The following is a 12,381-nucleotide window of genomic DNA, read 5'->3' on the forward strand; positions in this document are numbered from 1 at the left end:
GCCCGGCGACGGGCCCGGTGCAGGCAGGGTATCCGCTTACTGGGCCGGCGGCAGCACGCCGAAGATGGTGCGATAGAGCACGCCCATGGCGATGACGAACAGCGGAATGCTCCAGACCAGGCCGATGCCCAGGGGAATCATGCTGATCAGGGTGATCAGGCCGAGCAGCAGGAACAGACCGAAGACCTTGAACCAGTGCTGGGTGATGGCCTTGCGCGAGGTTTCCAGGGCCTGCCAGGGCGACAGACCGCGCTCCACCACCAGCGGAATCGCCAGCATATAGGCCACGCCGAGGTAGAGGCCGGGGAGGATCAGCAGGAGCATGCCGGCATACACCAGCAGCGTCATGATCACCGCGGTGATCACCAGCGGCAGGGTGCGGCCGAAGTGGCTGAAGATCTCGTTGAAGCTGATCGGCTGGCCGGCGGCACGGCGGATACCGACCATGTTGATGCCGGCCATGAAGGGGTAGGCCAGGGCCGAGGCCAGCATGCCGACGAGCAGTTCGCCGATGAGGGCGCCGGCCGAGCCCTCGCTGACCACGCCGAGGATGCCGAATACGCCGCCCAGGACCAGGGAGGCGACCAGCATCACCACATAGAACACCAGGAAACCGCCGACGATGATGCCTTTGGTGCCCTTGACCAGCTGCCAGGACTCGCCGAGCAGATCGCCGATGCGAAAGTCGTAGCCGCGACTCAGGGCCTGTTCGATGCTGGGCACCTGCCCGTCGTTGCGGGCGTCCTGGAGGTCGCTGGTCGGCGCGGCGTAGGGGTTGGTGGTGGCGTCAGTCATGGGACATCCTTGTGCGCGAGGGTTGATCGAGAGCTTCACTGTAGCCGCGCCAGGCCGCAGCCGACAAGGCGCCGTCCGGCCTGGACGTGCGCTGGCGCAAGGTTCTGCAGCGATAAGCCCGGGGCGCACGGATGCTAGACTGCCGCGGCCATCGACTCAGGACCGCCCCGTGACCTCCATCTTCTGGTACGACTACGAAACCACCGGCATCGATCCGCGACGCGACCGTCCCCTGCAGGTCGCCGGCATTCGCACCGACGAAAACCTGCGGGAAATCGGCGAGCCGCTGAACATCTACTGCCAGCCCAGCGACGACATCCTGCCGCACCCGGCCGCCTGTCTGGTCACCGGCATCACCCCCGGTCGCCTGGCGGAGCGGGGGCTGAGCGAGGCCGAGTTCATGACCCGGGTGCACGCCGAACTGGCCCAGCCCGGCACCTGCGGCGCCGGCTACAACAGCCTGCGCTTCGACGACGAGGTCACCCGCTACAGCCTCTACCGCAACTTCTTCGACCCCTATGCCCGCGAGTGGCAGGGCGGCAACAGCCGCTGGGACCTGATCGACCTGGTGCGCACCGCCTACGCCCTGCGCCCGGAAGGCATCGTTTGGCCGCAGGAGGAGGGCCGCGTCAGCCTTAAGCTGGAGCGCCTGACCCAGGCCAATGGCATCGACCACGGCCAGGCCCACGACGCCCTGTCCGACGTGCGCGCGACCATCGCCCTGGCGCGCCTGCTGCGCGACAAGCAGCCGAAGCTGTACGACTACCTCTATCGGCTGCGCAGCAAGCAGCGAGTGCTCGATCAGGTTCGCCTGCTGCAGCCGCTGGTGCATGTCTCCGGCCGCTTCGCCGGCGCGCGGCATTATCTGGCGTTGGTGCTGCCGCTGGCCTGGCATCCGCGCAACCGCAACGCCCTGATCGTCTGCGACCTGCAGGCTGATCCCGCGCCCTTGCTCGCCGAAGACGGGGAGACCTTGCGCCAGCGCCTCTATACCCGCCGCGAGCAGCTGGCCGAAGGCGAGTTGCCGGTGCCCTTGAAGCTGCTGCATATCAACCGGTGCCCAGTGGTGGCGCCGCTGAAGGTATTGCGCAGCGACGATATCCAGCGCCTGCAGCTGGATATGGCGACCTGCCAGGCCCGGGCGAAATTGCTGGCGGAGACGCAAATGCAATGGCAGGACAAACTTACCCAGGTCTATGGCGAGGAAGATTTCGCCGCCAGCGAGGACCCGGAACAGCAGTTGTATGACGGTTTTATCGGCGATCGCGATCGGCGTTTGTGCGAGCAAGTGCGTAACGCCGAGCCACAACTCTTGGCCAAGCAAAGCTGGCCATTCGACGATGCGCGGCTGCCGGAATTGTTGTTTCGTTATCGCGCGAGGAATTTCTTCCCCAGTCTGAGTGCCGCCGAACAACAGCGCTGGCACGAATTCTGTCGACAACGCTTAAACCGGATCGAGTGTGGCGCCCCGAATACCCTGGCAAGTTTCGAGGCCGCGCTGGCCGAAGTATTCGCTTCGGCGCCACTGGCGCAGCAGGCGGTATTGAACGAATGGCGGGACTACGCGCAGCGGTTGCGGGCGCGTTATGGCCTTTAACAGGCTTCTGGCGGCACAGTTGCAGGACCCGGCGTATGGCCGTGAGCCGTTTAATCGTCTGACGCACTCGTGGATCTCGAGTTTATCGGTGAGCCAGGGTTAATTGAGTGGGCACTGCGGCAGTTCGGCGGCTTCTTTCAGCCTTTTTAATCGGGCAGATGACGGTGTGGCGACGGCCTGGTGTTAACTGGCGTTAGGCGGTTTTCCACCGGCTTTCTGAAAGGGGCTAAGAGAGGCCGTTTCGAAAAGACAGTCCGGTAACCTTGTAACTTGTAGGGCCATGGCCGGACGTGGGGAGGCTTTTGCCGGGGCATCCGCACAGGCGGGTGTGCTCTTGAGTACGAGACGAGGTCTATTGGTTTTTCCCGGCGCATCGGTCGTTGCGTCAGGGCAATAGGGGCGGCATAAAAAACGCCAGCAAGGCTGGCGTTTTTTATGCACTGAACAACCGAAAGGCGTGGGGCTTAGCCCAGCAGGGTGGCCCAGCTTTCTACGACGTCGGCGCCCCACTTGGCTTTCCACTCTTTCAGGGTCTTGTGGTTGCCGCCTTTGGTTTCGATCACTTCGCCGGTATTGGGGTTCTTGTACTGCTTCACCTTGCGCGCGCGCTTGGTGCCGGCCGGCTTGGCGGCGCGAGCGGGCTTGCTGACTTTGGCTTCCGGGTCGAGCAGGGCGATGATGTCGCGCAGGGACTTCTGGTATTCGCCCATCAGTGCGCGCAGCTTGCCTTCGAACTCTAGCTCTTTCTTCAGTTTGTCGTCTTGCGACAGATTCTTCAGGCGTTCCTGCAGTTCTTTGATGGCTTCTTCGGTAGCGCGGTATTCGTTGATCAGCGACATGAAATTACCTTGAGTCGTAAGGGGAGATGGCTAAGTGTCAGTAATAATAGTCAGGCACTTTTCACAAGTAAACCGCTTTGTTAGGGCTGGCCGCCAATGTACATCTTTAGTTGCACATTGGCCCGGCTACTGGCCGCGTGTGGCTGGTAAGTCAGGTTAGATGTATCGCTCGGTCGTGCGTCGGTATTCGAGAACGGCGTCTCGGTACGGCAGTTGAGCTGCGACTTCGACAGGGGAGAATCGGCTTTATCCACTCCAGGGTATCGGACACAACTGCAGGGCTACTGCAGTTTTTCCGCACTGTGGCTAGAATGGCCGACTTTGCGAAACTCTGGAGTCTTCCCATGCGTACTTTTCGCCTGGTCATCGCCTGCCCGGACCGTGTCGGTATCGTGTCCAAGGTCAGTAACTTTCTGGCGACCTATAACGGCTGGATTACCGAGGCGAGTCACCACTCGGACGCCCAGAGCGGTTGGTTCTTTATGCGTCATGAGATTCGCGCCGACTCTCTGCCATTCGATATAGAAGGCTTGCGCCAGGCTTTTGCGCCGATCGCCCGGGAGTTTTCCATGGAGTGGCGTATTACCGATTCGGCACAGAAGAAACGAGTGGTGTTGATGGCCAGTCGCGAGTCCCATTGCCTGGCGGATCTGCTGCATCGCTGGCACAGCGATGAACTCGATTGCGATATTCCCTGCGTCATTTCCAATCACAATGATTTGCGCGGCATGGTCGAGTGGCACGGTATTCCCTTCTGCCATGTGCCGGTCGACGCGCAGGACAAGCAGCCGGCTTTCGCCGAAGTGGAGCGGCTGGTCAAGGTGCATGAGGCCGATGTCATAGTCCTGGCCCGCTACATGCAAATTCTGCCGCCGCAACTGTGCGCCGAGTTCTCCCAACGGGTGATCAATATCCATCACAGCTTCCTGCCGTCCTTCGTCGGCGCCAGGCCCTACCATCAGGCATCGCTGCGGGGCGTGAAGCTGATCGGTGCGACTTCTCACTACGTCACCGAGGAGCTGGATGCCGGCCCGATCATCGAGCAGGACGTGGTGCGGGTGAGCCACCGCGACAGCGTCGAGGAAATGGTGCGCCTGGGTAAGGATGTGGAGAAGATGGTGCTGTCCCGTGGACTACGCTATCACTTGGAAGACCGGGTGCTGGTGCACGACAACAAGACGGTGGTGTTCGACTGAGCTTGCTGCGTGTGCCGCTAGGTAGACGGCACAGGAGTTCGCTTATGCTCAAGTCAATCAAGGTGCGGGACTACATGACCCGCCATCTGGTGACCTTTCGGTCCGATACCGATCTGTTCACCGCTATCAACCGACTCCTGGAGCACCGCATTTCCGGCGCTCCGGTGGTCGATTCCCAGGGGCATCTGATCGGCTTGCTGTCGGAGGGCGATTGCCTGCGTGGCATCCTCTCCGGTGCCTACTACGAGGCCATCGGCGGTACCGTCAGCGGTTATATGGTCACCGACGTGGAGACCATCTCGCCGGAAGTCGACATCATCGAGGTTTCCCAACGCTTCCTACGTGGTCGTCTCGGCCGTATACCGGTGATCGAGAATGGACGTCTGGTCGGCCAGATCAGCCGCAGCGACGTGCTGCGTGCGGTGAAGGAGTTCGCCCAGCACGAGCAGGGCAAGGCCGCCAGCTGAAACCGTTGGCCGAGTGCGTGCCTGGTCGGCGTCAGCCGTAGTTGGGAACCATGTACGGCGAGTTGGGCGTCGACTACAGAGGATGACAGGATGAAGGACCCACTCGAGCGCGCTACTTCCAGGCCGCCACCTACGCTCGGCGAGGGCTGTGTACGGCGCTATGACCCCGAGGCCCTGGAGGATGCCAGCGGCTGCGACTTCTCGGATGCTGCCGCGTTGTGGCAACAGCTGCAGGACGGGAAGGCCCGCGCGAAGAGGCCGCAGGCGGACTGAAACGGGGCGCTCATTGAGCGCCCCGTCGCTTGCCACGCCGCAGAAATCTAGATGCGGAAGCTGCCCACCAGCTGCTTGAGGCGGGTGGCCTGCTGCTCCAGGTCGCCGCAGGCGCGCAGGGTGGCCTGGAGGTTTTCCACGCCTTCCTGGTTGAGGGTGTTGATCTCGATGATGTCCATGTTCAGCGACTCGATCACCGAGGTCTGTTCCTCGGTGGCGGTGGCCACCGACTGGTTCATGCCGTCGATCTCGCCGATGCGCTGGGTCACGCTGCTCAGGCGTTCGCCGGCCTGGTTGGCGATTTCCACGCTTTCCTCGCTGTAGCGCTGGCTCTCGGTCATGGTGGTGACCGACTCGCGGGAGCCGACCTGCAGCTCCTCGATCATCTGTTCGATTTCCTGGGCCGACTCCTGGGTGCGGTGGGCCAGGTTGCGTACCTCGTCGGCGACCACGGCAAAACCGCGGCCCGCCTCGCCGGCCCGCGCCGCTTCGATGGCGGCGTTGAGCGCCAGCAGGTTGGTCTGTTGGGAGATGCTCTTGATCACCTCGAGAATCTGACCGATGTTCACCGTCTTGCTGTTCAGCGTCTCGATATGGCTGCAGGCGCCGCTGATCTTGCCGGACAGATCGTTCATCGCACGGATGGTCTGCTCCACCACCTGCCGGCCGTCTTCGGCCTGGCCGCGGGCTTCGGACGCCTGGGTCGAGGCGTCGGCGGCGTTACGGGCGATTTCCTGGGCGGCGGCGCCGAGCTGGTTGATCGCCGCGGCCACGCTGTTGGTGCGGCTGGCCTGCTCGTCGCTGTTGTGCAGCGAGGAGTTGGAGGCGCCCAGTACCAGCTGGGCCACCTCGTTGACCTGCAGCGTGGCGGAGGAGACCTCACGGATCGAGGCATGAATGCGCTCGACGAAGCGGTTGAAGGCCTTGGCCAGTTCGCCGAACTCGTCGTTGGACTGGATCGCCAGGCGCTTGGTCAGGTCGCCCTCGCCCTGGGCGATGTCCTGCATGGCCTTGCCCATCACGTGCAGTGGCTGCATCAGCACGCGGATCAGCATGCTCAGCAACAGGATGATGAGTACCACCGCGGTCAGGGTGGCGACCAGGGCGGAGGCGCGGAACTCGCTGAGCAGCGCGTAGGCCTTGGCCTTGTCGATGGACAGGCCGAGGTACCAGGTGACCGAGGGCAGGCCCTCGATCGGGGCGAAGGTGAGAATGCGGGTCTGGCCGTCCACCTCGACTTCGTCGAAGTCGCGGCCGATGCGCGGGGTGTTCTGCGGGAACACGTCCTTGAGGTTCTTCATCACCAGGCCCTTGTCCGGATGGACGAGGATCTTGCCGTCGGCGCTGACCAGGAAGGCGTAACCCATGCCGTCGAAGTCCAGCGAATTGATGATGTCGACCAGGGTGGCCAGGCTCAGGTCGCCGCCGACCACGCCCGCCGGCTTGGCCGGGGTGGCGATGGTGATGATCAGCCCGCCGGTGGCGGCGTCCACATAGGGCTCGGTGAGGGTGGTGCCACCGGCAGTCACGGCCCCTTTGTACCAGGGCCTGACGCGCGGATCGAAATCGGCTGGCATAGGCATATCGGGCCTGATGGTGAAGGCGCCGTCTTCGCTGCCCAGGTAGGTCGTGGTAAAGGTCGAACTCAGGGCGCGCTGCTCCAGCAGGCCGGCGACATGGTCGGCGGAGGCGTCGCGGGCGATCGACTGGGCGGCGTTCTCGACCAGCAGGATGCGTCCGGACAGCCAGTTCTGGATGGTCCCGGCGGTCACCTCACCCATCTCGTGCAGGTAGTTCTCCAGATTGGCGCGGATGGCCTGGCGCTGCAGGTAATCGTTGTACAGGGTGAATAACGAGAAGGCGGCGATCACCACCAACGAGGCGGCGAGCAGAATCTTGTGGCTGAACTTCAGATGGTTGGTCATGGCTTATGCTGTCCGTTATGGTCGGCTACCAGTCTTGGCTGGCTGGCGGGGCACGCAGAGGCGGGAGTCGAGTGCCGGGGGCACTGGACGTGCCGATTATGTCGGTATCGCTCGGGCAAATCTTTAGTCCAGGAGACAGCAAGATGTCTGTATCAGACCAGTTCGTTTTCGGCGCCGACCAGGGCGGTCAGCCCGTAGGTCAGCCCCTGCGCCTGGCCAATCGCCACGGCCTGGTGGCGGGGGCCACCGGCACCGGCAAGACGGTGACCCTGCAACGCCTGATCGAGGGTTTCAGCGATGCCGGCGTGGCGGTGTTCGCCGCCGATGTGAAGGGCGATCTCTGTGGCCTGGGCGCGGCCGGAGCGCCCCAGGGCAAGGTGGCCGAGCGCATCGCCAGCATGCCGTGGCTGGCCCACCGGCCGACGGCCTATCCGTTGACGCTGTGGGACGTGCATGGCCGCAGCGGCCATCCGTTGCGCACCACCCTCAGCGAGATGGGGCCGCTGCTGCTCGGTGCCTTGCTCGAGCTCAGCGACAGCCAGCAGGCGGCGCTCTATGCCGCCTTCAAGGTGGCCGATCGCGAGGGCCTGCTGCTGCTCGACCTGAAGGATCTGAAGGCGCTGCTCGCGCACCTCAAGGCGCACCCGCAGGTGCTCGGCGATGACGGCGCGCTGTTCACCCAGGCCTCGGCGCAGGCCCTGCTGCGGCGCCTGGCGAGCCTGGAGCAGCAAGGGGGCGAGGCGCTGTTCGGCGAGCCGGCCCTGCAGCTGGAGGACCTGCTGCATCCTGATCGCGACGGTCGCGGGCGCATTCACCTGCTCGATGCCAGTCGCCTGGTGCATGAGGCGCCCAAGGTCTATGCGACCTTCCTGCTGTGGCTGCTGGCCGAGCTGTTCGAACAGCTGCCCGAGCGCGGCGATGCCGACAAGCCGGTGTTGGCGCTGTTCTTCGACGAGGCGCACCTGCTCTTCGCCGATACCCCCAAGGCCTTGCAGGAGCGTCTGGAGCAGGTGGTGCGGCTGATCCGCTCGAAAGGCGTCGGGGTGTACTTCGTCACCCAGTCGCCCGGCGACCTGCCGGACGACGTGCTGGCCCAGCTCGGCCTGCGCATCCAGCATGGCCTGCGCGCCTTCACCGCCCGGGAGCAGAAGGCCCTGCGCGCGGTAGCCGATGGTTTCCGGCCCAACCCGGCGTTCGACACCCTGAGCCTGCTGACCGAGCTGGGCATCGGCGAGGCCCTGGTCGGCACCCTGGAGGACAAGGGCACCCCGGCCATGGTCCGGCGGGTGGCCATTGCGCCGCCGCAGTCGCGGATCGGGCCGCTGAGCGAGGCCGAGCGCGCGGCCCTGGTGCGCCACTCGTCCCTGGCCGGCCGTTATGACCAGGCCATCGACCGCGAATCCGCCTACGAACTGCTCAGTGCGCGCGCCGCTGCCGCCAGTGCCGAGGCCGAGCGGGCCGCGCAGGCCAAGGCCGGAGCCTCTACCGCCGGGGCGCCGGCCGCCGGCATCGGCAGTATGGCGGGCGATCTGCTCGGCAGCCTGGCCAGCCAGGCCATGAAGAGCGCAGTGCGCCAGGTCGCCAACCAGATAGGTCGGCAGCTGGTGCGGGGGCTGATGGGCTCGTTGCTGGGCGGCAAGCGTCGCTGAGCGAATGACCGCGCGTCCCGGGGCGAGGACCGGGAGGCGCGGTTTGCTACCGATTCATCGGCTAAGAGTAAGGCGGCGCCGTCAGTCGTCAGGCTTGTCGGCTTTGTCGTGCAACTCTTTTTCGATCTTTTCCAGTTCTTTCTCGAATGCTTGATCGAGAAGATTGGCCTTCTTACGCCAGGGTTTGCGCTCGGGGTCCGGTTGAGCGGCGTAGGTGGTGACTTCCCCGCCGTATACATCCTTGTAACGCTGCGCCTGGCGCTCGAGTTCGGCGCGCAGTTCGTCTTTCGTCACGTGGTTACCCATGGTCTGGAACTTTTAAGGTGACAACGCAAGGCTGCCTGCCTCGCTGCTACGGTCACCGCGTTCGCTGCGGCCTGAGCCGCTGTTTGGTTGTTGGAAGATGTTTCTGTTTGTAATTTGTTATTTTAATTCTAATTAAAACAAACGCTTATCTGTTTAAGCCGTTTCTTTTCACGGTCGGCAGATCCGCGTGGCAGTAATTATGGCGAACACCCGTTAAAAGTCTAGCGCCGATTGAATCCTAGTTAAGAACAGGGCATGCACGCTGTCACGGATTTTCTTCATGGTCGCGCGAGCGAATATTAGGAAGGGCGTGAATAAGTCGCGCGAAGTGTGGGGTATGACTGGTTGGTCACATATTCGGAGGCCGTCTCTAGCGCGACGGTGCGACTTTCATGTTGCGAACAGGGCGAAGGTCTTTGGTTGTCCGGAAACTCCGCGGGCCTTGCGCCGCCGGCGCGCCGGGCGCCTGAAAAAAGGGCCTCAAGTTTGGGCCGGACATTATTTTCCTGCCGATGTCGAATCCGTGCGCCGGCAGACGACTATCGATAGCCACCGCGAAAACAACCGAGAGGGAGAACGCCATGAAATACCTGTGCCTGGTCTACAGCGACGAGCGCGTGCTGCACGACTCGCCCGACAGCCCGCGCGACGAGGAATGTTTCGCCTACGCCGAGACGGTGCAGCAGAGCGGCCGCATGCTCGCCGCCGAGGCCCTGCAGCCGGTGCACACGGCCACCACGGTGCGCATGCGCGGCGGCCAGCTGGCGATCACCGACGGCCCCTTCGCCGAGACCAAGGAGCAGCTCGCCGGCTTCTACCTGGTCGAGGCCCGTGACCTCAACGAGGCCATTCAGATCGCCGGGAAGATTCCCGCCGCCCGGGTCGGCTCGGTGGAGGTGCGGCCGGTGCGCCAGCTGGATGTAGCACCGGCCGGCTGACCCGGCGCCCGCTACGCGCGCCATTCGACGACCATTACAGAGGAGCACCACCATGAGCACCGCAAACCGTCTACAAGACCCGCGCAGCCAGGTCCAGTCTTTGCTGGACAGCTGGGTGCAGGCCGTACAGGCCAAGGACGTCGCGCGCATCGTCGGTCACTATGCAACGGACGTCGTCGCTTACGACGCCATTCTCCAGCTGCAGTTCAAGGGCCGCGAGGCCTACGGCGCGCACTGGCAGGCCTGCATGGAGATGTGTGCGGGGCCGGGCTTCTTCGAGGTCCATGAGCCGACCCTGCTGGTCGGCGACGACCTGGCCCTGGGTTTCTACCTGTGCCACTGCGGCGGCAGCGACGACAAGGGCCAGGAGCAGGCGTCCTGGATGCGCGTGAGCCAGGGCTACCAGAAGCGCGACGGCCGCTGGCTGATCGTGCACGAGCACTTTTCCGCGCCGTTCGACATGCAGAGCGGCAAGGCGCTGTTCGATCTCAAACCTTGAGCGCTATCCGCGCCCCGGCCGCGGGGCGTCATTAACATCCGCAGGCCGCGGTCGCGGCCGCTGAGGAACCTTCATGAGCAGGAGAACAACCAGCATGCTCGGTTACGCCCTTATTGCCCTCGCTTTGCTCCTCGCCCTGTTGCTGACGCTGGTGGCCCGGCAGCCGGATGGCTTTAGTGTCGAGCGCTCGGTCAGCGTGGCGGCGCCGCCGGAGGCGGTGTTCGCCCAGGTCAACGATCTGCGCAACTGGGAGCGTTGGTCGCCCTGGGCCAAGCGTGACCCGGCCATGCAGAAGTCCTACGAGGGCCCCCCTGCCGGCGTCGGCGCGGTCTACCGCTGGGCCGGCAACAAGGAGGTCGGCGAAGGCAGCATGACCCTGGTCGAGAGCCGGCCGAACCAGTCGATCCGCATCCGACTGGTGTTCCTCAAGCCTTTTCAGGCCAGCAACGAGGCACAGTTCCAGTTCGCGCCTGAGGGCGAAGGCACCCGGGTGACCTGGAGCATGAGCGGCTCGAACAACTTCATGGCCAAGGCGATGCACCTGGTGATGGACATGGACAAGATGGTCGGCGGCGACTTCGAGCAGGGCCTCGCGCAGCTGCGGACGCTGGTGGAGGAGGGCGAGGGCGGCTGAGCCGCGAACCCTTTGTCCCATCCGGCGTTTTCACGGGGCTCGGGAACTGCGATCCTCGCGCCAATCGTCCAATCCACTGACCAGGTCAGGCATGACCGGGTCGCGCACGCCCGAGGCCCCCATGCAGATCAGCTCCGACTTCGACAGCGGCAATATCGAGGTGCTCGATGCCGGCAACCCGCAGCGAGTGCTGCTGGCCATACGTCCGGACCTCAATAGCCATCACTTCCAATGGTTTCACTTCAAGGTCGAGGGCCTGCTGCCCGGCCAGCGCTATGGTTTCAGCCTGAGCAACGCCGGCGAGTCGGCCTATAACCAGGCCTGGAGCGGTTACCACGCCGTCGCCTCCTACGACCAGCGCGACTGGTTTCGCGTGCCCAGTCGCTTCGAGGACGGCGCGCTGCAGTTCGAGCTGGAGCCGCGCGAGGCGCAGGTCTGGTTCGCCTACTTCGAGCCCTACAGCCGTGCACGGCACGACGGCTTGATCGCCCAGGCCCTGGAGCGGGCCGGCGCGGAGCTCTTCGCCTGCGGCCAGAGCGTCGAGGGGCGGGCCATCCAGCTATTGCGGGTCAGCCGCAACCGACAGGCGCCGCGCAAGCTCTGGATCATCGCCCAGCAGCACCCCGGCGAGCACATGGCCGAATGGTTTATGGAGGGGCTGATCGAGCGCCTGCAGCGCGATGACGCCGAGCTGGATGCCCTGCTGCAGCAGGCCGATCTCTACCTGGTGCCGAACATGAACCCCGACGGCGCCTTCCGCGGCCATCTGCGCACCAACGCCGCCGGCAAGGACCTCAACCGCGCCTGGCAGTCGGCCGATGCCAGGGAGACGCCCGAGGTGTATTTCGTCCAGCAGCAGATGCGCCGGGTCGGCGTCGACCTGTTCCTCGACATTCATGGCGACGAGGAAATCCCCCAGGTGTTCACCGTCGGCTGCGCGGGCAACCCCGGTTACAGCCCACGCCTGGCGGCCCTGGAGACGGAGTTCAGGCGCCGGCTGCTGGCCAGTGGCGCCGAATACCAGACCGCCCGCGGCTACCCGCTCGATGCGCCGGGCCAGGCCAACCTGACCCTGGCCTGCAACGCCGTGGGCCAGGAGTTCGATTGCCTGTCCTTCACCCTGGAGATGCCGTTCAAGGACCACGACGACCGGCCCGAGCCGAGCACCGGCTGGAACGGCGCGCGCTCCAAGCAGCTGGCCGAGAAGGTGCTCGGTGTGGTGGCGGCGATGGTCGACCAGCTGCGCTGAGCGGCAGAAAAAAG

At 64.4% G+C, this 12,381-nt stretch carries 12 protein-coding genes and 1 pseudogene; 8 read left to right on the plus strand and 5 right to left on the minus strand.

The annotated features are described in order from the left end of the window. Positions 1–36: 36 nt before the first annotated feature. A complete protein-coding gene (locus SBP02_RS04265) occupies positions 37–795 on the minus strand; it encodes a hypothetical protein (RefSeq protein WP_318645159.1) in 759 nt (252 codons plus the stop codon). 169 nt (positions 796–964) lie between these two features. On the opposite strand from SBP02_RS04265, the gene sbcB reads away from it, so the two are divergent. Beyond that, on the plus strand, positions 965–2,392 hold the full coding sequence (gene sbcB, locus SBP02_RS04270) for an exodeoxyribonuclease I (RefSeq protein WP_318645160.1): 1,428 nt from the start codon (positions 965–967) through the stop codon (positions 2,390–2,392). A 464-nt stretch (positions 2,393–2,856) separates the two neighbouring features. On the opposite strand, the gene mvaT is transcribed toward sbcB, so the two are convergent. Then, complete coding sequence (gene mvaT, locus SBP02_RS04275) at positions 2,857–3,231, minus strand: histone-like nucleoid-structuring protein MvaT (protein WP_318645161.1); 375 nt, start codon at positions 3,229–3,231, stop codon at positions 2,857–2,859. 344 nt (positions 3,232–3,575) lie between these two features. Between mvaT and purU the strand changes: the two genes are divergently transcribed. After that, a complete protein-coding gene (gene purU / locus SBP02_RS04280) occupies positions 3,576–4,427 on the plus strand; it encodes a formyltetrahydrofolate deformylase (RefSeq protein WP_318645162.1) in 852 nt (283 codons plus the stop codon). Between the two features lie 44 nt (positions 4,428–4,471). Further along, complete coding sequence (locus SBP02_RS04285; protein ID WP_318645163.1) at positions 4,472–4,894, plus strand: CBS domain-containing protein; 423 nt, start codon at positions 4,472–4,474, stop codon at positions 4,892–4,894. A 320-nt stretch (positions 4,895–5,214) separates the two neighbouring features. Here the strand turns inward: SBP02_RS04285 and SBP02_RS20860 are convergent, their stop codons facing one another. Both SBP02_RS20860 and SBP02_RS20865 read right to left on the minus strand, forming a co-directional pair. Then, positions 5,215–6,015: a methyl-accepting chemotaxis protein gene (locus SBP02_RS20860; protein ID WP_404824382.1), complete on the minus strand. Its 801-nt coding sequence runs from the start codon at positions 6,013–6,015 to the stop codon at positions 5,215–5,217. Positions 6,016–6,069: 54 nt separating this feature from the next. After that, positions 6,070–7,092: pseudogene (locus SBP02_RS20865) on the minus strand (HAMP domain-containing protein); the annotation flags it as partial. A gap of 143 nt (positions 7,093–7,235) precedes the next feature. On the opposite strand from SBP02_RS20865, the gene SBP02_RS04300 reads away from it, so the two are divergent. After that, positions 7,236–8,741 carry a helicase HerA-like domain-containing protein gene (locus SBP02_RS04300; protein ID WP_318645166.1) on the plus strand — a complete coding sequence of 502 codons (1,506 nt, stop codon included), beginning with the start codon at positions 7,236–7,238 and terminating at the stop codon, positions 8,739–8,741. A gap of 81 nt (positions 8,742–8,822) precedes the next feature. Here SBP02_RS04300 and SBP02_RS04305 read toward each other — a convergent pair whose 3' ends face one another. Then, positions 8,823–9,035 (minus strand): hypothetical protein, encoded by a 213-nt coding sequence (locus SBP02_RS04305; protein ID WP_318646297.1) that lies wholly within the window; start codon positions 9,033–9,035, stop codon positions 8,823–8,825. Positions 9,036–9,628: 593 nt separating this feature from the next. Between SBP02_RS04305 and SBP02_RS04310 the strand changes: the two genes are divergently transcribed. The 4 genes from SBP02_RS04310 to SBP02_RS04325 all read left to right on the plus strand — a co-directional run bounded on the left by SBP02_RS04310 (position 9,629) and on the right by SBP02_RS04325 (position 12,367). After that, the gene (locus SBP02_RS04310; protein WP_318645167.1) at positions 9,629–9,985 is read left to right on the plus strand and encodes a YciI family protein; all 357 of its coding nucleotides are present in this window, start codon (positions 9,629–9,631) and stop codon (positions 9,983–9,985) included. Positions 9,986–10,037: 52 nt separating this feature from the next. Then, positions 10,038–10,484, plus strand: a complete 447-nt coding sequence (locus tag SBP02_RS04315) for a YybH family protein (RefSeq protein ID WP_318645168.1) — start codon at positions 10,038–10,040, stop codon at positions 10,482–10,484. A 73-nt stretch (positions 10,485–10,557) separates the two neighbouring features. After that, complete coding sequence (locus SBP02_RS04320) at positions 10,558–11,118, plus strand: SRPBCC family protein (protein ID WP_318645169.1); 561 nt, start codon at positions 10,558–10,560, stop codon at positions 11,116–11,118. A gap of 121 nt (positions 11,119–11,239) precedes the next feature. Beyond that, a complete protein-coding gene (locus SBP02_RS04325; RefSeq protein WP_318645170.1) occupies positions 11,240–12,367 on the plus strand; it encodes a M14 family metallopeptidase in 1,128 nt (375 codons plus the stop codon). Positions 12,368–12,381 lie beyond the last annotated feature (14 nt).

The organism is Pseudomonas benzenivorans (genome assembly GCF_033547155.1).
In the GTDB taxonomy this organism is placed as follows: Bacteria; Pseudomonadota; Gammaproteobacteria; order Pseudomonadales; family Pseudomonadaceae; genus Aquipseudomonas; species Aquipseudomonas benzenivorans_B.

Excerpts from the sequence above, each read along its gene's own strand:
- SBP02_RS04320 (WP_318645169.1), top strand. The coding sequence starts at position 10,558 with ATGAGCAGGAGAACAACCAGCATGCTCGGTTACGCCCTTATTGCCCTC.
- SBP02_RS04325 (WP_318645170.1), top strand. The coding sequence starts at position 11,240 with ATGCAGATCAGCTCCGACTTCGACAGCGGCAATATCGAGGTGCTCGAT.
- SBP02_RS04315 (WP_318645168.1), top strand. The coding sequence starts at position 10,038 with ATGAGCACCGCAAACCGTCTACAAGACCCGCGCAGCCAGGTCCAGTCT.
- SBP02_RS04310 (WP_318645167.1), top strand. The coding sequence starts at position 9,629 with ATGAAATACCTGTGCCTGGTCTACAGCGACGAGCGCGTGCTGCACGAC.
- SBP02_RS04285 (WP_318645163.1), top strand. The coding sequence starts at position 4,472 with ATGCTCAAGTCAATCAAGGTGCGGGACTACATGACCCGCCATCTGGTG.
- SBP02_RS04265 (WP_318645159.1), bottom strand. The coding sequence starts at position 795 with ATGACTGACGCCACCACCAACCCCTACGCCGCGCCGACCAGCGACCTC.
- mvaT (WP_318645161.1), bottom strand. The coding sequence starts at position 3,231 with ATGTCGCTGATCAACGAATACCGCGCTACCGAAGAAGCCATCAAAGAA.
- purU (WP_318645162.1), top strand. The coding sequence starts at position 3,576 with ATGCGTACTTTTCGCCTGGTCATCGCCTGCCCGGACCGTGTCGGTATC.
- SBP02_RS04300 (WP_318645166.1), top strand. The coding sequence starts at position 7,236 with ATGTCTGTATCAGACCAGTTCGTTTTCGGCGCCGACCAGGGCGGTCAG.